Raw genomic sequence first — 21,152 nt, 5'->3', positions numbered from 1 at the left:
TTTTTTTTAACTTTATGAACATGAAACCGTAAGTTATTAACAGTCAAAATGTTGATGAACTGTTAAGAACCTAGCCCCTTATTTTGGTGGCTATCCTATTTCAATTTTCTACATTCGTAACTATGGAAAAAATCAACCCGATCGCCGGACTTAAAATAGATAAAAGCAGCCTCATTAGCCTAGAAAAGGGGAAGATTCCTCCTCAATCACTTGATTTAGAGGAAGTTGTTTTAGGGGCAATGATGATTGATAAGAAAGGTGTGGATCAGGTCATTGATATTTTAAGTCCTGATGTTTTCTATAAAGATGCTCATAAATTTATTTTTGAATCAATTATTGAGTTGTTTCAAAAGTCTGAGCCCATAGACTTATTAACCGTATCGGCTCAATTAAGGAAAAATCAAAAACTTGAATTAGTTGGAGGAGATTTTTACCTAATTCAATTGACCCAAAAAGTATCTACATCTGCGCATATTGAGTATCATGCAAGAATTATACAGCAAAAATTTATTCAACGTAGTTTGATTAAAATTTCATCTGAAATTATAGAAGAAGCCTATGATGAATCTACAGATGTTTTTGATTTATTGGATAATGCTGAATCTAAGCTTTATGAGGTTACCCAGGGAAACCTGAAGCGTTCATCTGAGACTGCTCAATCGCTCGTGATGAAAGCTAAACAAAAGATTCAGGAAATAGCAAATAAGGAAGGGTTGAGTGGGATTCCTACGGGGTTTACCAAACTCGACCAACTTACATCAGGTTGGCAACCAAGTGATTTGATTATCGTAGCTGCCCGTCCTGGTATGGGTAAAACGGCATTGACTTTGTCTATGGCTCGTAATATTTCAGTTGACCAAAATACCCCAGTAGCATTCTTCTCTCTTGAGATGTCTTCTGTGCAATTGATTACCCGTCTTATTTCATCAGAAACGGGTCTATCATCAGAAAAACTGCGAACAGGTAAATTAGAGAAACACGAATGGGAGCAATTAAATGTAAAGGTTAAAAATCTTGAAAAAGCCCCTTTATACATTGATGATACACCTTCTCTCTCTATTTTTGACCTTCGTGCGAAGGCAAGGCGTTTGGCCTCCCAGTATGGCATTAGGTTAATTATCATTGATTATTTACAGCTAATGACTGCCGGAGGAAGTTCAAAGGGAACCGGAAATCGTGAACAGGAGATTTCAACAATTTCGCGTAATTTAAAGGCATTGGCTAAAGAATTGGATGTTCCGGTAATAGCCCTTTCACAGCTTTCAAGAGCAGTTGAAACGCGTGGAGGTACTAAAAGACCTTTGTTGTCTGACCTACGTGAATCAGGAGCAATTGAACAGGATGCCGATATTGTATCGTTTATTTATCGACCAGAGTATTATAAGATTGATGAATGGGATGATGAGGAGCGTACTCCAACCAAGGATCAAGCTGAGTTTATTGTGGCCAAGCACCGTAATGGAGGACTTGATAATATAAGGTTAAAATTCCTAGGACATTTAGGTAAATTCGATAACTTAGATGATTTTGATACTCCTTTTGAGTTTCAATCTAAAATGAATGCCGGAGATGAAAATCCGTTTATGACTAAAAAGTTTCCAAGCGCTGATGAAGCTTTTGGAAGTAGCATGAACGATAACTTTAATCCTAATGATAACGACGTTCCGTTTTAAAATAAGGAAACATATTCTCAGCAGAAAACTATGGTTGCTGGGAGTATGTCTTCTATTTTCATTTAAATCTATGGCATCCTACATCCTTGTTCCAATGGATGCCGATGCACAGAAAAATCACCTTAAAGCTTACGGTATTGCGTATTGGACTCTTGAAAGGGAGGTGAAAATACAATGGCTTCTCAACTATCGTGGAGGTTCGTTTCTTATCCCCTTTCATGAGGAAATTAAAAAAGAGTGTAGTATTAGGGGAGTGTCTTTTGAAGTGATATCAATAACAAAAGCCCAATCAATTTTAGACGATATTTCCAGCCCTTCTCAAAATATGGAGGCGGTAGTTTTAGAAAAGGCGCCTAAGATTGCCGTGTATTCTCCTAAAGGGAATTTACCTTGGGATGACGCAGTAACAATGGTACTAACGTTTGCCGAAATACCCTATGAAACCATATACGATGAGGAAGTTCTGAATGATGCCCTAATTAAGTTTGATTGGTTACATCTTCATCATGAGGACTTTACAGGTCAGTATGGAAAATTTTATGGGGCTTATAAAGCAGTACCTTGGTATATTAAAGAAAAGCAAGATGCGGAGGCTCTTGCTTTAAAACTGGGGTATTCAAAAGTTTCAGAGGCAAAGTTAGCGGTTGCTCTTAAGATAAGGGACTTTGTAGTAGGTGGCGGATTTATGTTTGCAATGTGTTCTGCCACGGATAGCTTTGATATTGCATTGGCGGCTGAAGGTGTTGATATTTGCGAGGCAATGTTTGATGGTGACCCCTCGGAGGCTGGGTATCAATCTAAAATCGATTATAATAAGACTTTTGCCTTTATAAATTTTACATTGGAACGTAATCCTTCTAGGTATGAGTTTTCTTCGATTGACATGACAGATAAACGCAGAATACCCAAAGAAACTGATTATTTTACTTTGATGGAATATTCAGCTAAATGGGATCCTATTCCTACAATGCTTACCCAAAACCACACAGCACTTATTAAAGGGTTTATGGGGCAAACTACTAGTTATGATTCACAAACTCTTAGACCAACTGTCCTAGTTATGGGGGAGAATAGGGTCAATGGAGAGGCACGTTATATCCATGGAGTAAAGGGTCAGGGTTTCTTTACATTTTATGGAGGACATGACCCTGAGGATTATCAACATAGAGTTGGTGATCCTAAAACAGAATTAGAACTTCATCCATCTTCCCCAGGATATCGTCTAATTCTAAATAATGTACTTTTCCCAGCAGCTAGAAAAAAGAAACAAAAGACCTAAGTTGATAGGGAAGTTTCCAAGGAGCTTAGGAGTTGTTTCAAAACTTTTTCTACGCCCATACTGTTGTTGTCTAGGGTCTTAAAACGCGCTACTTCTTGAAGTTTAGGATGAGCGTTTGCCATGGCATAGCTGAAATACGATTGATTCATCATTTCAAGATCATTTAAGTAATCACCAAAGACCATTGTTTGACTTGGGGAAATTCCCATACGTTTCTGTATCAGGTCAAGTGCTTTGCCTTTATGTGTGTCAGGTAAAGAAAAATCAATCCAATGTTTACCAGAAATTTTTATGAGCAAGTCTTTTTCTAAATGTTGGACATATGGGAATATATGTTTTTCAGAACTTACATTATGATATACCGCAATTTTAAGAATATCATTTTCTATAGCTTCATACAGGTCATTGGTAATTTGATAATTGGTATAAAACTCACTTAGTAATTCAGTGAAGTTTTTGCTATCAGTTTCAATGTATGCACTCTCCTTGCCGCAAAGTATAATTTGGATATTCGGAATTTTTCTCAGATGTTCAATCATTACCTTTACCAGTTCTCTTCCCATAGTATTACTATAGAGTTCTGTACTTCCTTGTTTGATAAGTGCTCCATTTTCAGCAATAATTGTAATAGAATCAATGAACGAGGATAATTTCTTTGCAATACTTTGATACTGCCTTCCACTAGCTATGGCAAAATGGATTCCTGATTTTTGTAATTGTTCAAGATGTTGAAAGAATTCTTGGCTTACTTGGTCTTGAGAATTGAGTAAAGTACCATCCATATCAGAGACCACAAGACGTACTTGAGATAAAAGCATAGGTTAAGGAATTTGTACAAAAATATACCGATTTTTTGATTTTTAGTTTAAACACTCATTAAGATGCTGTTATCATACTGGGTAATTCTTTTTTGAATTGAGAAGGTGCATAGCCTGTTGTTTTTTTGAAGATACGATGAAAGTAGGACAAACTATTAAACCCAGATAAATAACAAGCTTCAGAAACTGTTTTTTCAGGTTGTTGATCACTTAATAGTTTACAAGCGTATTGAACCCGAATATTATTCAAGTACGAAATAAATGATTTTCCAGTTTTATGTCTAAAATAGCGACAAAAGGCCGTCTTGTTCATTCCTACTTTTGAGGCAGCATTATCCAGAGAAATATCGGATTGGAAATTTTGCATTATAAATTGAAGCGTGCTTTGTAATCTTTTGTCTGAGTTTAAATCTGCTGTCTGATATACAATATTTGAAAGCGGTGAAGAGCTACTGGTTTCTTGTAGTTGTAGAAAAAGTTGCAGTAAACAAAGACTATTAAATGCAAGATTTTCATTCATCATTTTTTTAAAGGTTTCAAATACTATATTGGGTCTGTTGGTCTTAAAATGAATTCCCTGTTTGCTCAATGTAAGTATGTTTCTTAGTAATGAAAATTCAATTTGATCTAAGGGTAATTGCTCGAAATATGCTGGGCTTATATGTAATACATATGCTGAGCAAAGCTCCTTAGAAGAATTATTTGAGGCACTTTCAAACATATGAGGGAGATTACTTCCTAAAAAGAAGATATCATTTTTCTTGAAATTTCCTATGAAATCACCAGCGTAAAGGGTGCCTTCCCCTTGTACAATATATACTAATTCACTTTCTGGGTGATAATGCCAAAGTTTTAGAAATGAAATATCTTCATGATAGGTAGATTTAATACTTTTTTCGAGATTTTTATGTAGATAATGAAGCTTCATTAGAAAGAAAGTGAAAATGTTAAATGTTACAAACTCTTATTAGATTGGTTGTTTTGCAAATATTGTACAAGTATAAGCAAATTATGTATAACTTATTAAATGTTTTAAACTGTAGTTTTGAGGAGATAGCATTCACAAGATGACAATTAATAAAAAAATTCTTCAAATAAACCCAAAAGATAACGTGGTAGTTGCCTTGGATACTTTGATCAAAGGTAGTGTGGTTGCCTTTAATGATATATCAATAGAGGTGATGGAGGATATCCCGGTAAAACATAAAATGGCTTTGGAAACTATTACTTCCGGAGCAACCATATATATGTATGGAGTTCCAGTGGGTATAGCCTTGATAGCTATTGAAAAGGGAGGCTTACTAACAGTAGATAATGTAAAACATTCCGCAGCACCTTATAAGTTTGGTGGTATGAATTACTCGTATTCTGTTGATGTAGCTACTAAATGGAAAGAAGCTACTTTTGATGGTTACTATCGTAATGATGGTCAGGTTGGAACTGCTAATTTTTGGATATTTATACCATTGGTTTTTTGTCAAAATAGAAATTTACTTGTTCTAAAGGAGGCATTTGAAACAGAATTAGGATATAAAAAGGAGAATCATCATAAAGTAAAGCTGAGAAATTTAATGACTGGTAAAGATAGTGAGAGTTATGAGTCAGAAGGAGAGCTTACTGCCCAACGATGGTTTCCAAATATTGATGGAATAAAATTTTTAACTCATGAAGGAGGTTGTGGAGGAACTCGAGATGATGCCAAGTCCCTAGTAAGACTTTTGGCTGGATATATTAAAAACCCAAATGTTGCAGGAGCTACTGTGCTGAGTTTAGGTTGTCAACATGCTCAAGTATCTATGTTACAAGAGGCATTAAAAGAGCTTCAGATAGAGACTGTTAAGCCAGTTTATTATTTTGAACAGCAGCATTATGAAAGCGAATCGATCATGTTAAATGAAGTAGTTGAAACTACTTATGAGGGATTAAAAATTGCCAACAAAAATATACGTAAGCCAGCCCCATTATCAAAATTAATCATAGGATTGGAATGTGGGGGGTCTGATGGTTTTTCTGGAATTACTGCAAATCCACTAATAGGATTGATTTCGGATCGAATCAATGCCTTGGGGGGCAAGAGTATTCTTTCTGAATTTCCGGAATTATGTGGAGTAGAACAAGATTTAATAGATCGTTGTTTGTCTAAGCACGAGGCCGAAAGGTTTATATCTTTAATGGAAAGTTACAATAAAAAAGCTGAGTCTGTTGGTTCAGGCTTTGATATGAATCCTTCACCAGGCAATATAAGAGATGGGCTAATTACAGACGCGATAAAATCTGCTGGTGCGGCGACCAAAGGTGGCCGAAGTACTATAAATGCTGTGCTGGATTATGGTGAGTATGTAAATAATACAGGTTTACATCTTTTATGCACTCCTGGAAACGATGTGGAGTCCACGACAGGACTTGCCGGTTCTGGCGCGAATTTAATTTTATTTTCTACTGGATTGGGAACTCCTACGGGAAATCCAATATGTCCAGTCCTTAAAATTTCATCCAATTCAGTATTGCCAGAGCGGATGAAAGATATAATTGATTTTGATGCAGGGAAAATTATATCAGCTGGAATTTCAATGGATACATTGGCTGATCAGTTAATGAATCTAATTATTGAAGTCTCTAGTGGTCGAAAGCAAACTAAGGCTGCTTCCTTAGGTCAAGATGATTTTATTCCATGGAAACGAGGGGTATCGTTATAGAGGTGTACTATTTAAATTTAATAAAGTAATGACATTATTCAGTTTAGAAAATAAAACAGCCATTGTTACAGGAGGTGCAAGTGGTATTGGTAAGGCTATTAGTACAACATTTGCATCCGCTGGAGCTATTGTCCATATCCTTGAGTTTAACACAGTAAATGGAATGGCTACTGTAAATGATATTGAGAAGAGTGGTGGTCAGGCTTTTTTTCATCAATGTGATGTGTCTAATCATACTCAAGTAAAGGAACTTATAGCATCGATTGCTAGTAAAGGCACTATAGATATCTTGGTTAATAATGCCGGGATTGCCCATGTAGGGAATGTGGAAAACACCTCAGAATCTGTCTTAGATAGTATTTATAATGTAAATATAAAGGGAATTTATAATTGTATTCACGCATCGATTCCGTTTATGAAGATAAATGGAGGCGTTATTATTAATATGGCATCCATAGCCGCTTCGGTGGGAATATCAGATAGGTTTGCTTATTCAATGTCAAAAGGTGCCGTTAGTACCATGACCTTGTCAGTAGCCAAAGATTATCTTTCTTTTGGAATTCGGTGCAATAGTATATCTCCAGCACGAATCCATACACCTTTTGTAGATGGATTTTTACAAAAAAATTATCCTGGTAGAGAACAAGAAATGTTTGAAAAATTATCCAAAACACAACCCATTGGAAGAATGGGAACACCGGACGAAGTAGCTTTTCTGGCATTGTATTTATGTTCTGATAAGGCAACATTTATTACAGGGACTGATTTTCCTATTGATGGAGGATTTATAAAACTTAATGGAAATTAAATTAATATAAAATGAAACTTATACGATTTGGGAAACCGGGTTATGAAAAACCTGGAGTACAATTGGAAGATGGTAAACGAATAGATGTTTCACTATTTGGCAGTGACTATAATGAACAGTTTTTTGAATCAAATGGATTAGGTAAATTGAAAAAATGGCTGGAATCTAATCAAAATGATTGTCCTGTTGTTGATGAAAATGAACGTTTAGGGCCTCCTGTATGTAGACCTTCTAAATTAGTTTGTGTAGGGCTTAATTATGCTAAACATGCTGCGGAAAGTGGAATGGAGGTTCCTAAGGAGCCCGTTTTGTTTTTTAAGGCTACTACCGCTATTGTTGGGCCTAATGATGATTTAATAATTCCTCGAAATAGTGTGAAAACTGATTGGGAAGTTGAGTTGGCTGTTGTTATAGGTGAAAAAGCATCCTATGTTTCTAAAGAGAAAGCCATGGATTATGTTGCGGGTTATATGTTACACAATGATTATAGTGAGCGAGAATTTCAGTTAGAGCGTTACGGACAATGGGTAAAAGGAAAAAGCTGTGATACATTTGCACCATTAGGTCCGTTTCTAGCTACTAAAGAAGAAATACCTAATCCACACGATTTGGATCTTTGGCTTACAGTAAATGGTGAGCTTAAGCAAAATAGTAATACTTCAGACTTTGTATTTGATATTCCAACTTTGGTAAGTTATATAAGTGAGTTTATGACTTTGCTTCCAGGGGATATCATCTCTACAGGGACTCCTTTCGGAGTTGGTATGGGATTGAACCCTCAGCGATATTTAACTCCAGGCGATGTTGTAGAATTAGGAATTACAGGATTGGGTAGCTCCAAACAGTTGGCTAAAGGATTTGATAAAATAGAATCTAATTAACCACAGATATGATTGACAGCCATCAACACTTTTGGAAATATAATCCTTCTCGTGATACTTGGATAGATAATTCAATGCAAGTGCTTCAACGTGATTTTTTACCAGAAGATTTAGAGCCCTTAGTGAAGAGTAACGGAGTGAAGGGGTGTGTGGCTGTTCAGGCAGATCAATCCGAAGAGGAAACCATGTTTTTACTTGATTTGGCTACTCAAAATAAGTTCATAAATGGAGTTGTAGGTTGGGTTGACCTAAGGGCTAGTAATATAAGTGAACGCCTGGCTTTTTTTAAAACTAACTCTTTGTTTAAGGGGGTACGACATATAGTTCAGGTGGAAGCTCCTGGTTTTTTAATGCAAAACGATTTCCTCAGTGGAATGGAGCAGTTACAAACCTTTGGGTGTACCTATGATCTTTTAATATATGAACATCAGTTGGAAGAAGCTTTAGCATTTGTTAAAAAGTTTCCTAATCAGCTATTTGTTATCGACCACATGGCAAAACCAAAGATTTCAAAGGGGGTAAGTACCCATTGGAAAAAATACATGGAAGCCCTTGCTTCACATGAAAATGTCTACTGTAAGTTGTCAGGAATGGTTACGGAAACAGATTTTTTTAAATGGAATAAGGAAATGTTTTATCCATTTTTAGATGTTGTTGTTAGTGAATTTGGCACCCAAAGAATCATGTTTGGGTCAGATTGGCCTGTTTGTCTGTTGTCGTGTAATTACAATGAGATGTTAATGCCAATCAATAGCTATTTTCAAGAGTTTTCGCTAACAGAGAAGAAACAAATTATGCATACGAATGCAGTAAATTTTTATAGTTTATAATCAGTAAAAAGTCATGGATAAGAACTCATTATTGTTGGTAGTAGTATTGTTTTTTGCAACTGCCAATGCCCAAAATTCACAAAGTAAGGAAAGACTTTGGTATAAGGAACCAGCGACTAAATGGATGGAAGCTTTGCCAGTTGGTAATGGTCGTCTTGGGGCTATGATTTTTGGACAACCAATAAATGAACGTATTCAGTTAAATGAAGACTCCATGTGGCCAGGTGGACCTGATTGGGGAGATTCTAAAGGAACTCCTGAAGATTTGGTATATATCCGGCAGTTGCTTAAAGAAGGGCAGTATCATAAAGCCGATGAAGAGATAGTAACCCGTTTTTCAAATAAGGGTGTGGTGCGATCTCATCAAACAATGGGTGATTTGTACATTGATTTTTCAACAAAAAAAGTAGCAAATTATTATCGAGAGTTGGATATTGAAACTGCTGTAGCAACAACTTCCTATAATTCAGAGGGTTATAATTATACTCAAGAGGTCTTTGCTTCTGCGCCTCACAATGTGTTGATTATTAGATATACTACTACTAATCCCAAAGGAATGGATGCTACTTTACGTATGAACCGACCTAAGGATGAGGGTTTTAATACGGTTCAAGTATCGTCTCCTGCTCCTAACCAAATCCAAATGAAAGGTATGGTGACACAAAATGGGGGCAGATTAAATTCGGAGGCAAAACCACTTGACTACGGTGTGAAATTTGATACCAGGTTAGTAGTCAAAAACAATGGAGGTATAGTTGTTAGTAAGGATGGTATTCTTGAATTGAAGAATGTAAATGAAGCTGTTTTACTTCTTGTGGGAAGTACATCGTTTTATCATGGTAATAATTACGAGTCATATAATGAACAATTGCTAGGTCAAGTACAAGAACTTTCTTATAATGAGATGTTGTCAGCTCATGTTGCTGATTATCAGTCATTGTATAAAAGAGTTACCTTAGACCTTGGTGGTAATGAATTTAATAAAATACCGACTGATGAAAGATTGAAAAAGATAAAAGATGGAGGAACGGACAAAGCACTTTCAGCCCTCCTTTTTCAATACGGAAGGTATTTGCTCATATCTAGCTCACGTCCTGGAACTAACCCTGCAAATTTACAAGGGATATGGAATGAACATATTCGTGCACCTTGGAATGCCGACTATCACCTGAATGTCAATTTGCAAATGAATTATTGGCCTGCAGAGGTAACTAATTTAAGTGAATGTCATTCCCCTCTTTTCGACTATACAGACCGACTTATCAATAGAGGTAGAATAACGGCCAAGGATCAGTATGGAATTCATAGAGGAGCTGTGATACATCATACTTCTGATATTTGGGCTCCAGCCTGGATGCATGCAGAACGCGCTTATTGGGGGGCATGGATTCATGGTGGTGGTTGGTTAGCTCAACATTATTGGGAGCATTATTCCTACACTAACGATATAGATTTTTTAAAAAATAGAGCCTGGCCAGCAATGAAAGCGTTGGCTGAATTTTACTTGGATTGGCTTATATATGATCAAGACTCAAAGACATGGGTTTCTTCCCCTGAAACATCTCCGGAAAACTCTTATATGGCACCTGATGGTACACCTGCAGCCGTCTCCCATGGAGCTGCTATGGGTCATCAAATAATAGGTGAAGTATTTAATAATACATTAAAGGCAGCCTCTATTCTAAAAATTAATGATGATTTTGTTCAAGAAGTGAAATCTAAACTTAAAAAAATACATCCAGGAGTGGTTCTGGGACCCGATGGCAGAATTTTAGAATGGACAAAACCAGTAGAAGAACCAGAAAAGGGACATCGACATATGTCTCAGCTTTATGCCCTACATCCAGGGATTTCTATAACTCAAAAGACGTCGGCTCATTTTGAGGCAGCTAAAAAAACTATTGATTATAGATTACAGCATGGGGGTGCAGGAACTGGTTGGAGTCGTGCTTGGATGATAAATTTTAATGCTCGTTTGCAGGATGCTGTAGCTGCACAAACGAATATTCAAAAGTTTTTAGAGATTTCCACGGCTGATAATCTTTTCGATATGCACCCTCCATTTCAAATTGATGGTAATTTTGGATTTACTGCCGGGGTTGCGGAAATGCTAATGCAGTCACATGAGGGTTTTATAAGACTTTTACCTGCCCTCCCTGAGAGCTGGGATTCTGGTGAAGTAACCGGTCTTAAAGCACGAGGAAATATACAAGTCAGTATTAAATGGAAAGAGCATACCATTGAAAGAATAGAATTGGTATCTAAAGAAGATACCAAGGCAACATTAGTGTATAAAGACCGTAAGAAAACGATTTCACTTTCCTCTAATGAGACTATTATACTTAATCAATATCTTAAGGAACTTACAAAATGAGACTTCTATTAATCATTCTAGTGTTTTGCTTGAGTCTTGCATGTAAGACTACACATAGAGAGGTCACTAAGTCTCCTCCAAACATCATTGTATTTTTAGTGGATGACATGGGTTGGCAAGATACTTCGGTTCCTTTTTGGGATCGACACACAGAACTAAATACTCAGTTTAATACTCCTAATATGGAACGATTGGCAGCAAAAGGTGTAAAATTTACGCAAGCATATGCAACACCTGTTTGTTCACCATCAAGAGTGAGTTTGATAACTGGAACTAACGCAGCAAGGCATAGGGTGACTAATTGGACACTGAGAAAGGATGTGTCACAAGATCGGATAGATTCTATTTTAACATTTCCTCAATGGAACATGAATGGCCTGAGCCCAATACGAGGTATTCATCATACCTTTCATGCTACCTTACTTCCACAAATTCTTAAGAATTCAGGGTATCAGACCATTCATGCAGGAAAATCACATTTAGGTGCCATAGGAACTCCCGGGGAATTTCCTGAGAATATTGGTTTTGATGTTAATATTGCAGGTCATGCAGCTGGTGGGCTTGCTAGTTATTTTGGGAAAGATAATTTTGGAAATAAGGGAGAACATAGTTCAGTTTGGGCTGTTCCTGGATTGGAGAAATATCATGGTAAGGATATTTACCTTACTGAAGCAATCACCCAAGAGGCATTGTCTGTTTTGGACACGATAGTGGGGAAAAGACCATTCTTTCTTCACCTTTCACATTATGCGGTACACGTTCCTCTTATGGCTGATAGCCGATATTATCAGAAGTACAAAGAAAGAGGCTTAGATGATAAGGAAGCTAAATATGCCTCAATGATTGAAGGAATGGATAAAAGTTTGGGAGATGTTATGTCATTTCTAGAGAACCGTGGTATAGCTGACAATACCATAATTTTATTTATTTCAGATAATGGAGGCTTGAGCGCTGTAGGTAGAGGGGGTGAGGCACATTCACATAATAGGCCTTTAAAAAGTGGAAAAGGTTCCATGTATGAAGGAGGCATACGAGTACCAATGTTGGCATATTGGCCAGGGGTAACAAAACCGTCCACCGTAATTAATGATTATGTCATAATTGAAGATTTTTTTCCAAGCATACTTGAGATGGCTCAAATAGAGCCAAATCCTATAATTCAAAAAATAGATGGCCAAAGTTTTGTGCCTATTTTGAAGGGGAAAAGAAGTAATGTTGAGCGTCCACTAATTTGGCATTATCCTAATAAATGGGATGCCGAAGGTCCCGGAATAGCCTCCTCAAGTACCATACGTATGGGGGACTGGAAATTGATTTATTATCATAAGACTCAAGAGAAGGAATTGTTTAACATCAAGGAAGATATTGGAGAAACTAGTAATCTTTTCGAGCAGCGTCCTTCAATAGCTAAAAAGTTAATTAATGAGCTTTCATCGTATCTCAGATCAGTGGAAGCGCAAATGCCTATTGACAATAGAACTGGTAAGGTAATTCCATACCCTCACCTTTGAATTAATAGTAAGGAAAATTAAATCATTTAGATTGTATGAAATGCATAAAAATATCCATAGCAATTGTGTTTATTGTATTGATAAGCTCATGTAGTAATACTAAAAAAATAATATCCTACGGGCCTTTGCCTTCTCACAGACAGTTAATGTGGCATGAAATGGAATACTATGGATTTATTCATTTTAATATGAACACATTTACCAATATGGAATGGGGAATGGGAAATGAATCTCCCGAGTCTTTTAATCCTACTGAATTAGATGCTCGGCAGTGGGCTAGAGTTGCAAAGGAAGCGGGAATGAAGGGAATTATTCTTACGGCCAAGCATCATGATGGATTTTGTCTTTGGCCTTCTGCCTATACAGAGCATTCAGTTAAAAACGCCCCATGGAAAAATGGCAAAGGAGATGTTGTTAGAGAGTTGGCTGATGCTTGTAGAGAATATGGATTAAAAATGGGTGTTTATCTATCACCTTGGGATCGTAATCACTCAGCGTATGGTAGTCCTGAATATGTTACTTATTTCCATAATCAATTGAAAGAGTTATTGACTAATTATGGGGATATATTTGAAGTTTGGTTTGATGGTGCCAATGGAGGTTCGGGATATTATGGAGGGGCTAATGAAACTAGAAAAATTGATAATAAAACATATTATCAATGGGATGAGGTAACCAGAATTGTTAGAGAATTACAACCTAATGCTGTTATTTTTGGTGATGGTGGTCCTGATGTAAGATGGGTTGGTAATGAGGAAGGTTGGGCTAATGAAACTAATTGGAATTTGTTACGAAAAATAGAAGTATATCCAGGATACCCTAAACATGAACAATTACGTTCTGGCCATGAGGATGGCACACATTGGGTTCCAGCTGAGGCGGATGTTTCTATTCGCCCAGGGTGGTATTATCACCCCTCAGAAGACCATCAGGTAAAATCACTACCACATTTATTAGATATTTACTATCAATCTGTAGGGCGAAATGCATCGCTATTACTGAATCTTCCAGTAGACACTCGTGGATTAATTCATGAGAATGATGTACGTCAACTCATGGCTTTAAAAAATCAACTCGATAAAGATTTTTCTTTTGATTTAGCAAAAAACGCAAGAGTAATAGCTAGTAATACTAGGAATAACGGAGGTCAATTTTCTGCTACTAATGTTAATGATCAAATGAATGATACTTTTTGGGCAGCTGACGATAATGAATTACCTGTTTCCATTACCATTGATTTTGAGTCACCAACAGCTGTAAATCGATTAGTTCTTCAAGAGTATATTAAATTGGGTCAACGTATAAAGAAGTTTACAGTTGAGGCTTTTGTAAATGAACAGTGGCAAACAATAGACACCCAAACAACTGTTGGATATAAACGAATTTTGAGATTCGATACTGTAAAGGCATCTAAAATACGTATAACTATTACAGAAAGTAAAGCTGCTCCGGCGCTGTCTACCATTGCACTTTATCATGCACCTAATGTACTTACACAACCTAAAACAGTTCGATCTAAAGAAGGGGAGGTGTCCTTACATGTCAGCGATAAAAATATTGAGATATATTACACTACTGACGGGAGTACGCCAGAGATTAATCCAAAATATAAATATAGTCAACCTTTTTATGTTCATAAACCTACTGTCATAAAGGCAATTGCCTACAATCCTGATGATGCTGGTACAACAGAGGAAACTACTGTGTTTTATGATATTTCAAAGAAGGATTGGCAGGTTGTGTCAGTATCTTCAGGTGCATTGGCGGAGGCTGGTAAACTCATAGATGAAAACCCATTGACAATTTTTGCCACAGCCCAAGGGACTTCTTCTCCTCAAGAAGTGGTTATAGATTTGGGAGATATCTACTCATTAAGAGGGTTTACTTATGTTCCAATGCAGGATCGCTGGTCTTTTGGTATTATAACTCATTATGAGTTTGCAGTGAGCCAAGACGGGAATCAATGGATAACAGTTTCTCAAGGTGAGTTTGGAAATATTGTAAACAATCCAATAGAGCAGCAAGTAATATTCCCAAATCACAAGGCAAGGTATATACGTTTAAAGGGTATTAAAATTCATGGAGAAGGATATCGATCTACTTTTGGTGAGATTGGGGTATTCACAACTAATTAAAATTAAAAAATATGGATTTAGGACTACATCATAAAGTAATCATTGTTACCGGGGGTACTAAAGGAATTGGAGGTGCAATCTCTAAAGCTATAGCTGCTGAAGGAGGTATAGCTGTTTTTATTGCGAGATCGAATGAGGAAGGGATATCGCTTCAAAATGAAATGAACACTTGCAACCAGGAGGCTTTTTTTATACAGGCGGATCTAACCAAGCAGGGAAATTGTGAAAAGGTAGTGGCAATGGCAGTTGAGAAGTACGGACGGATAGACGGGCTTGTTAATAACGCTGGACGGAATGATAACGTAGGACTTGAAATGGGGACTATTGATAGGTTTACTACTTCTTTAAATGAAAATCTACTGCATTATTATGAAATGGCTCATTATTGTTTACCCGAATTAAAGAAAACGAAAGGATCTATTTTAAACATAAGTTCTAAAGTCGCTTTAACGGGGCAAGGAGGAACCTCAGGTTACGCGGCTGCTAAAGGAGCACAACTTGCCCTTACTAGAGAATGGGCAACTGAATTGTTGCCATTTGGAATTAGGGTAAATGCAATATTACCTGCAGAGGTAATGACTCCTTTATATCGTAATTGGCTTCATTCGTTTAAAGATCCCATTAAAAAACAACGTGAAATAGAACAAAATATACCATTAGGAAAACGGATGACCACAGCCGAGGAAATTGCTTCATTGGCAGTATTTCTAATATCTGAAAAATCGGCCCATACAACAGGACAGTTCTTATCTCCCGATGGAGGATATGTACATCTGGATCGATCAATTACCTAAAACCTATTCATAAACCATCCAATTATGCAACCACACCAACCACCTATAGTATCTAAAAAAGTACTAATTCCTTTTGTATTAATAACACTTTTGTTCGCCCTTTGGGGCTTTGCCAATGCAGTGACGGACCCAATGGTTCAGGCCTTCAAGAAAGTATTGGAACTTTCTAATACACAAGCTGCATGGGTACAAATGGCCTTTTATGGTGGTTACTTTTGTATGGCATTACCTGCAGCGTTATTTGTTAGGAAATACTCGTATAAGGCAGGTGTTATGGTTGGTTTGATCTTATATGCTATGGGTGCATTATTATTTTACCCAGCAGCTATAACGGAACAATTTTGGTTTTTTTGCCTAGGTCTATATATTTTAACTTTTGGATTGGCTTTTTTAGAAACAACAGCCAATCCATATATTCTAGCTATGGGCGCTAAGGAAACCGCTACTCAAAGACTCAACCTTGCTCAAGTGTTTAACCCAGTTGGACTAATTCTTGGTTTGTTGGTGGCTCAACAGTTTGTTCTAAAAAAATTGCAATCAGCCTCCATAGAAGATTTTAATTCATTGGATGAGGCTAGGAAAATTCTGATTCGTACTTCGGATCTTATGGTGATTCGGAATCCTTATGTAATGTTAGGATTGGTGATATTGGGAGTGATGATACTTATTGGAATTAATAAAATGCCTCAGGCTAAAGACGTCGATGGTACTTTTAAACTTAGGAATGCTTTTTCTAATCTTCTTGGTAGAAAAAAGTATACTCTCGGAGTATTGTCTCAGGTATTTTACGTGGGTGCACAAATTATGTGCTGGACCTATATTTATCAATATGCTGAAGCAATTGGAATGAAAGGGGAAACCGCTGCCAATTATCAATTTTTGGCTTTTATATTGTTTTTGGTAGGGAGAGTAATTGGCACTTGGTTACTACGGTTTATCTGTTCCGGACGATTGCTAATGTATTTTGCTCTTTTAGCAGCAATGTGTGCTTTGGGTACGATTTTTATTGAAGGAGTCTTTGGTTTATACTGTTTAATTTCCATTTCATTTTTTATGTCCTTGATGTTTCCGACCATCTATGGAATAGCTCTGGAAGGATTACAAGAAGAAGAGGCTAAAGTAGGAGCCGCAGGATTAGTAATGGCAATTGTAGGTGGAGCATTAATGCCTTTTATTCAAGGGGTAATTATTGACATAGGTGGTTCTGGAGTGAATGATGTCTCCGTCATAGGAGTAGCTGAGGTTAATATTTCCTTTCTACTGCCATTGCTCTGTTTTTGCTGTATCGCCTTTTATGGAAATTATGTAACTCAAGCTAAAACGCCTAATGAAAACTAAGAGATATTGTTTAGCCTTGGATCTTATTGATGATCCTGCTTTAATAGATGCTTATATAAAGCATCATGAGGATGTGTGGCCTGAAATTCTTGAAAGTATTAAGGATTCAGGGATTGAGCAATTGGAAATCTACAATATCGGAAATCGTCTATTTATGATTATGGAAGTGAATTCTTCATTTTCATTTGAGCGAAAGAATGCTGCAGACCAAGCAAATAATAAAGTCCAGCAATGGGAGGAGTTAATGTGGAAATACCAAAAAGCATTACCAATTGCAACACCAGGCCAAAAATGGCTTTTAATGAATAAAATTTTTCAATTATAAACCCTAAAATCATTTAAATATGAAAAAACTAGTTGTTTTAATGTGTGCATTAGCACTGAGTTCCTGTAGTAATAAATTTAAGGAAGTAGTCAATTCTGAAGCTGACTATAATGTTATTCCAAATCCAAGTTCAATGGTAATATCTAATGGAAAATTCTTGGTTGATAATTCCACAATTATTTCAGGAGCCTCTTCACTGGTTAAGGAAGGAGAGTATTTGGCTGAAATGCTAAGTAATGCCAGTGGAAAAAATATTGAATTCCAAGCTGATAATGCCAAGGGATCCATTGTTTTGGTGATAGATGCTACAATTAGTAATGAAGAAGGATATGTACTTGATGTCAAGTATGATAATATAAGGATTACTGGAAAAAATGGTAAAGGTATTTTTTATGGGATCCAGACACTTCGTCAATTATTGCCTGCAGCTGTGGAAAAAGGAGCAGTAGCGGAGCTTACTATACCTGCTGTAACCATTGAGGATAGTCCTGAGTTTGGATATAGAGGGATGCATTTAGATGTTGCCCGTCATTTTTTTCCTGTTTCTTTTGTGAAAAAGTATATTGATATTTTGGCAATGCATAAAATGAATACATTTCATTGGCATTTGACTGAAGACCAAGGTTGGAGAATTGAGATAAAAAAATATCCTAGACTTACGGAAATTGGTGCTTATAGAAACGGGACCATAGTAGGTCATTATCCTGGTTCGGAAAATGATAACGAAAGATATGGCGGTTTTTATTCACAAGAGGAAGTAAAAGAAATAGTTAAGTATGCAGCCGACAGACATATCACAGTTATTCCTGAAATTGAATTACCTGGACATAGTTCTGCAGCAATTGCTGCCTATCCAGAACTTAGTTGTTTCCCGGAGGAACCTACTGAGGTACCAAACGGCATGATTTCTGAAAAGAGTAAAGAGTTACAAGCCAATGGAACTCCAAAGATAGTTCAGGAGTCTTGGGGTATTTATAACGATGTATATTGTGCAGGAAAAGAGGGGACTTTTGAGTTTATTCAAAATGTATTAGACGAGGTTATGCCATTGTTCCCATCAAAGTATGTGCATATTGGAGGAGATGAATGTCCAAAGGCTAATTGGAAGCGTTGTGAAGTATGTCAAAAAAGAATGAAGGAAGAAGGATTAGAGGATGAACATGAATTACAATCATACTTTATCCAAAGAGTTGAAAAGTATGTGAATTCTAAAGGAAAGAGTATCATTGGATGGGATGAAATTTTGGAAGGAGGACTTGCTCCAAATGCTACTGTAATGTCTTGGAGAGGTGAAAGTGGAGGAATTGAATCTGCTAAACAACATCATGATGTAATTATGACCCCTAATCATTCATGCTATTTTGATCACTATCAATTTGCAGACAAAAAGAATGAACCATTAGCCATTGGAGGTTTAACTACGGTAGAAGATGTTTATAATTATAAGCCATATCCTAAAGAACTTACTGCTGAACAATCAAAATATATTCTTGGGGCTCAAGCCAATGTATGGACAGAGTATATTAAAACATCGGATTATGTAGAATATATGATTCTACCTAGAATGACTGCACTATCTGAGGTGGTATGGAGCAAGGAAGAGAATAAAAACTGGGATAATTTTAAAATTCGTTTAACACATATGAAAGATAGATATGAGGCTTTAGGACTCAATTATGCAAAACATGTGTTTGAAGAAACTCAGCAAACTACGGAAGTATCAGATTCGAAATAAATACTTTTAAAATGGCAGCTATATACTATGTATGTAGCTGTCTCCGTTTTTAATTAATACCAAGATAAATGATAGCAGTATGGAGAAGGAAATAAGGATAGATTCTAGATATCCCTCTATAGATGATCTTAGAAAAAGAGCTCAAAAGAAAATTCCCAAATTTGCATTTGAATATTTAGATGGAGGTTGTAATGAGGATGTTAATCTTCATAAAAACACATCACAATTACGAGAGGTGGAACTTTTGCCTTATTACTTAAATAAGCATACTAAATCTGATATGCGCACAGAGTTGTTCGGCCGAACCTATAGTGCGCCATTTGGAATTGCACCGGTCGGATTACAAGGCTTAATGTGGCCAAATGCACCAGAGATATTAGCAAAGGCCGCCTTTGAACATAATATTCCCTTTGTATTAAGTACCGTTAGTACGAGCAGTATTGAGCGAATAAGTGAAATTACCCAGGGTAATGCTTGGTTTCAGTTATATCATCCAGCCAAGGATGAATTAAGGGATGATCTGTTAAGACGTGCGCATGATGCACATTACGAAGTGTTAGTTATTCTATGTGATGTACCTACTTTTGGCTTTAGACCTAGAGACATTCGTAATGGATTGGCTATGCCCCCAAATATGTCGCTTGGTAACATAGTAGAAATTCTAAAGAAACCTCAATGGGCTTTTAATACTTTAAAATATGGTCAACCAGGATTTGAGACATTAAAACCCTATATGCCTAAGGGGATGGATTTAAAACAGTTAGGGAAATTTATGGATGCAACCTTCTCTGGACGATTGAATGAGGATCGTATAGCAATTATACGTGATAAATGGAAAGGGAAGTTGGTACTTAAGGGTGTAGCAACAGAGCATGATGCTGAACTCGCAATTCGTTTGGGTCTGGATGGTATAATAGTATCTAACCATGGAGGAAGACAACTTGATGCTGGTGAATCAACAATAAGGCCTTTGTCAAGAATAGCTAGTCTTTACGGGAATGATATCATTGTTATGATGGACAGTGGTTTGAGGTCTGGTCCAGATATTGCGCGAACAATGGCAAGTGGCGCCAAGTTTAGTTTTCTAGGTCGTTCGTTTATGTATGGTGTTGCGGCTTTAGGGGACAAGGGAGGTGATCATACGATATCACTACTTAAAACAGAATTAAAACAAGTCATGGAACAAATTTGTTGTGAACGGACATCTGATTTTGAAAATCATTTAGTTAGATAAAATGAAAAATCCGGCAAAAGCCGGATTTTTTAATAGCGAAATAATATTATTAAACGTTTACTTTACTTTCTCAACAATTGCTTTGAAGGCAGCTGGGTGGTTCATAGCTAAATCTGCTAGAACCTTACGGTTCAATTCGATGTCATTAGCTTTAACTTTACCCATAAACTGAGAATAAGACAATCCATGAAGGCGTGCACCAGCATTAATACGGGCAATCCATAAAGCACGGAAAGATCTTTTCTTGTTTCTACGGTCTCTGTAAGCATATTGCATTGCTTTTTCAACCGCATTCTTGGCAACTGTCCAAACGTTTTTTCTACGGCCAAAGAAACCTTTGGCTTGCTTCATTACTTTTTTTCTACGAGCTCTACGAGCTACAGCATTTACTGATCTTGGCATAATTTTAATGTTTTTTGTAGCAGGCGATTCATTTTTTCAGAATACTTGATGTGCCTAACTCCAGGGTTATACAATAGGAACCAAAAACAAATGGATTATTTCAATCCTAATTGTTCTTTTACGCTATTTTCGTCATTGGCATGTACCAATGTAGCGTGAGTTAAGGCAAGCTTACGCTTTTTAGACTTTTTAGTCAAAATGTGGCTTTTGTAAGCATGCTTTCTTTTGATTTTTCCAGAACCTGTAAGCTTAAAACGCTTCTTAGCACTAGATTTAGTTTTGATCTTAGGCATTTTTCCTAGTTTTTGTAATTATTTCG

Annotated in this window: 18 protein-coding genes; 14 read left to right on the top strand and 4 right to left on the bottom strand. The window is 36.7% G+C overall.

The window, feature by feature from the left end:
- The first annotated feature begins 122 nt into the window (after positions 1–122).
- Positions 123–1,673 carry a replicative DNA helicase gene (gene dnaB / locus PT603_RS07820; RefSeq protein ID WP_008239761.1) on the top strand — a complete coding sequence of 517 codons (1,551 nt, stop codon included), beginning with the start codon at positions 123–125 and terminating at the stop codon, positions 1,671–1,673.
- Positions 1,674–1,743: 70 nt separating this feature from the next.
- Positions 1,744–2,952 (top strand): hypothetical protein, encoded by a 1,209-nt coding sequence (locus PT603_RS07815; RefSeq protein ID WP_008239762.1) that lies wholly within the window; start codon positions 1,744–1,746, stop codon positions 2,950–2,952.
- On the opposite strand, the gene PT603_RS07810 is transcribed toward PT603_RS07815, so the two are convergent.
- Both PT603_RS07810 and PT603_RS07805 read right to left on the bottom strand, forming a co-directional pair.
- Positions 2,949–3,770 carry a Cof-type HAD-IIB family hydrolase gene (locus tag PT603_RS07810; protein WP_008239763.1) on the bottom strand — a complete coding sequence of 274 codons (822 nt, stop codon included), beginning with the start codon at positions 3,768–3,770 and terminating at the stop codon, positions 2,949–2,951. The two genes, PT603_RS07815 and PT603_RS07810, sit on opposite strands and share 4 nt — an antisense overlap.
- Before the next feature lie 58 nt (positions 3,771–3,828).
- Positions 3,829–4,698, bottom strand: a complete 870-nt coding sequence (locus PT603_RS07805) for an AraC family transcriptional regulator (protein WP_008239764.1) — start codon at positions 4,696–4,698, stop codon at positions 3,829–3,831.
- 139 nt (positions 4,699–4,837) lie between these two features.
- On the opposite strand from PT603_RS07805, the gene PT603_RS07800 reads away from it, so the two are divergent.
- The 12 genes from PT603_RS07800 to PT603_RS07745 all read left to right on the top strand — a co-directional run bounded on the left by PT603_RS07800 (position 4,838) and on the right by PT603_RS07745 (position 20,431).
- Positions 4,838–6,466, top strand: coding sequence for a UxaA family hydrolase (locus tag PT603_RS07800; RefSeq protein ID WP_008239765.1), 1,629 nt, complete (start codon positions 4,838–4,840; stop codon positions 6,464–6,466).
- Between the two features lie 28 nt (positions 6,467–6,494).
- Positions 6,495–7,274 (top strand): SDR family NAD(P)-dependent oxidoreductase, encoded by a 780-nt coding sequence (locus PT603_RS07795; RefSeq protein ID WP_040488721.1) that lies wholly within the window; start codon positions 6,495–6,497, stop codon positions 7,272–7,274.
- 11 nt (positions 7,275–7,285) lie between these two features.
- Positions 7,286–8,155 carry a fumarylacetoacetate hydrolase family protein gene (locus PT603_RS07790; RefSeq protein ID WP_008239768.1) on the top strand — a complete coding sequence of 290 codons (870 nt, stop codon included), beginning with the start codon at positions 7,286–7,288 and terminating at the stop codon, positions 8,153–8,155.
- A gap of 8 nt (positions 8,156–8,163) precedes the next feature.
- A complete protein-coding gene (locus PT603_RS07785; RefSeq protein WP_008239769.1) occupies positions 8,164–8,985 on the top strand; it encodes an amidohydrolase family protein in 822 nt (273 codons plus the stop codon).
- Positions 8,986–8,998: 13 nt separating this feature from the next.
- Complete coding sequence (locus PT603_RS07780) at positions 8,999–11,359, top strand: glycoside hydrolase family 95 protein (protein WP_008239771.1); 2,361 nt, start codon at positions 8,999–9,001, stop codon at positions 11,357–11,359.
- Positions 11,356–12,870, top strand: coding sequence for a sulfatase (locus tag PT603_RS07775; RefSeq protein WP_008239775.1), 1,515 nt, complete (start codon positions 11,356–11,358; stop codon positions 12,868–12,870). Before PT603_RS07780 ends, PT603_RS07775 begins: the two co-directional genes overlap by 4 nt.
- Positions 12,871–12,905: 35 nt before the next feature.
- Entirely contained in the window at positions 12,906–15,005 is a 2,100-nt protein-coding gene (locus tag PT603_RS07770; RefSeq protein WP_040488714.1) for an alpha-L-fucosidase, read from the top strand.
- Between the two features lie 11 nt (positions 15,006–15,016).
- Positions 15,017–15,799, top strand: coding sequence for an L-fucose dehydrogenase (locus PT603_RS07765; RefSeq protein WP_008239779.1), 783 nt, complete (start codon positions 15,017–15,019; stop codon positions 15,797–15,799).
- Positions 15,800–15,823: 24 nt separating this feature from the next.
- Positions 15,824–17,137, top strand: coding sequence for an L-fucose:H+ symporter permease (fucP, locus tag PT603_RS07760; RefSeq protein WP_008239784.1), 1,314 nt, complete (start codon positions 15,824–15,826; stop codon positions 17,135–17,137).
- The gene (locus PT603_RS07755) at positions 17,127–17,462 is read left to right on the top strand and encodes an L-rhamnose mutarotase (protein WP_008239787.1); all 336 of its coding nucleotides are present in this window, start codon (positions 17,127–17,129) and stop codon (positions 17,460–17,462) included. The genes fucP and PT603_RS07755 overlap by 11 nt, the downstream gene beginning before the upstream one ends.
- Before the next feature lie 19 nt (positions 17,463–17,481).
- Positions 17,482–19,197, top strand: coding sequence for a beta-N-acetylhexosaminidase (locus tag PT603_RS07750; protein ID WP_155805635.1), 1,716 nt, complete (start codon positions 17,482–17,484; stop codon positions 19,195–19,197).
- A 79-nt stretch (positions 19,198–19,276) separates the two neighbouring features.
- Complete coding sequence (locus PT603_RS07745; protein WP_008239791.1) at positions 19,277–20,431, top strand: alpha-hydroxy acid oxidase; 1,155 nt, start codon at positions 19,277–19,279, stop codon at positions 20,429–20,431.
- A 57-nt stretch (positions 20,432–20,488) separates the two neighbouring features.
- On the opposite strand, the gene rplT is transcribed toward PT603_RS07745, so the two are convergent.
- Entirely contained in the window at positions 20,489–20,833 is a 345-nt protein-coding gene (rplT, locus tag PT603_RS07740) for a 50S ribosomal protein L20 (RefSeq protein ID WP_008239793.1), read from the bottom strand.
- A gap of 95 nt (positions 20,834–20,928) precedes the next feature.
- Positions 20,929–21,126 (bottom strand): 50S ribosomal protein L35, encoded by a 198-nt coding sequence (rpmI, locus tag PT603_RS07735; protein ID WP_008239795.1) that lies wholly within the window; start codon positions 21,124–21,126, stop codon positions 20,929–20,931.
- Positions 21,127–21,152: the final 26 nt, after the last annotated feature.

Source organism: Imtechella halotolerans, from assembly GCF_028743515.2.
Lineage (GTDB): Bacteria > Bacteroidota > Bacteroidia > Flavobacteriales > Flavobacteriaceae > Imtechella > Imtechella halotolerans.
Note: the sequence above shows the minus strand (reverse complement) of the source record. Positions and strands in the feature narration are given on the sequence as shown.

Bases quoted from the DNA above. Each gene is read 5' to 3' on its own strand.
- dnaB (WP_008239761.1), top strand. From the start codon at position 123: ATGGAAAAAATCAACCCGATCGCCGGACTTAAAATAGATAAAAGCAGC.
- PT603_RS07815 (WP_008239762.1), top strand. From the start codon at position 1,744: ATGGCATCCTACATCCTTGTTCCAATGGATGCCGATGCACAGAAAAAT.
- PT603_RS07810 (WP_008239763.1), bottom strand. From the start codon at position 3,770: ATGCTTTTATCTCAAGTACGTCTTGTGGTCTCTGATATGGATGGTACT.
- PT603_RS07805 (WP_008239764.1), bottom strand. From the start codon at position 4,698: ATGAAGCTTCATTATCTACATAAAAATCTCGAAAAAAGTATTAAATCT.
- PT603_RS07800 (WP_008239765.1), top strand. From the start codon at position 4,838: ATGACAATTAATAAAAAAATTCTTCAAATAAACCCAAAAGATAACGTG.
- PT603_RS07795 (WP_040488721.1), top strand. From the start codon at position 6,495: ATGACATTATTCAGTTTAGAAAATAAAACAGCCATTGTTACAGGAGGT.
- PT603_RS07790 (WP_008239768.1), top strand. From the start codon at position 7,286: ATGAAACTTATACGATTTGGGAAACCGGGTTATGAAAAACCTGGAGTA.
- PT603_RS07785 (WP_008239769.1), top strand. From the start codon at position 8,164: ATGATTGACAGCCATCAACACTTTTGGAAATATAATCCTTCTCGTGAT.
- PT603_RS07780 (WP_008239771.1), top strand. From the start codon at position 8,999: ATGGATAAGAACTCATTATTGTTGGTAGTAGTATTGTTTTTTGCAACT.
- PT603_RS07775 (WP_008239775.1), top strand. From the start codon at position 11,356: ATGAGACTTCTATTAATCATTCTAGTGTTTTGCTTGAGTCTTGCATGT.
- PT603_RS07770 (WP_040488714.1), top strand. From the start codon at position 12,906: ATGAAATGCATAAAAATATCCATAGCAATTGTGTTTATTGTATTGATA.
- PT603_RS07765 (WP_008239779.1), top strand. From the start codon at position 15,017: ATGGATTTAGGACTACATCATAAAGTAATCATTGTTACCGGGGGTACT.
- fucP (WP_008239784.1), top strand. From the start codon at position 15,824: ATGCAACCACACCAACCACCTATAGTATCTAAAAAAGTACTAATTCCT.
- PT603_RS07755 (WP_008239787.1), top strand. From the start codon at position 17,127: ATGAAAACTAAGAGATATTGTTTAGCCTTGGATCTTATTGATGATCCT.
- PT603_RS07750 (WP_155805635.1), top strand. From the start codon at position 17,482: ATGAAAAAACTAGTTGTTTTAATGTGTGCATTAGCACTGAGTTCCTGT.
- PT603_RS07745 (WP_008239791.1), top strand. From the start codon at position 19,277: ATGGAGAAGGAAATAAGGATAGATTCTAGATATCCCTCTATAGATGAT.
- rplT (WP_008239793.1), bottom strand. From the start codon at position 20,833: ATGCCAAGATCAGTAAATGCTGTAGCTCGTAGAGCTCGTAGAAAAAAA.
- rpmI (WP_008239795.1), bottom strand. From the start codon at position 21,126: ATGCCTAAGATCAAAACTAAATCTAGTGCTAAGAAGCGTTTTAAGCTT.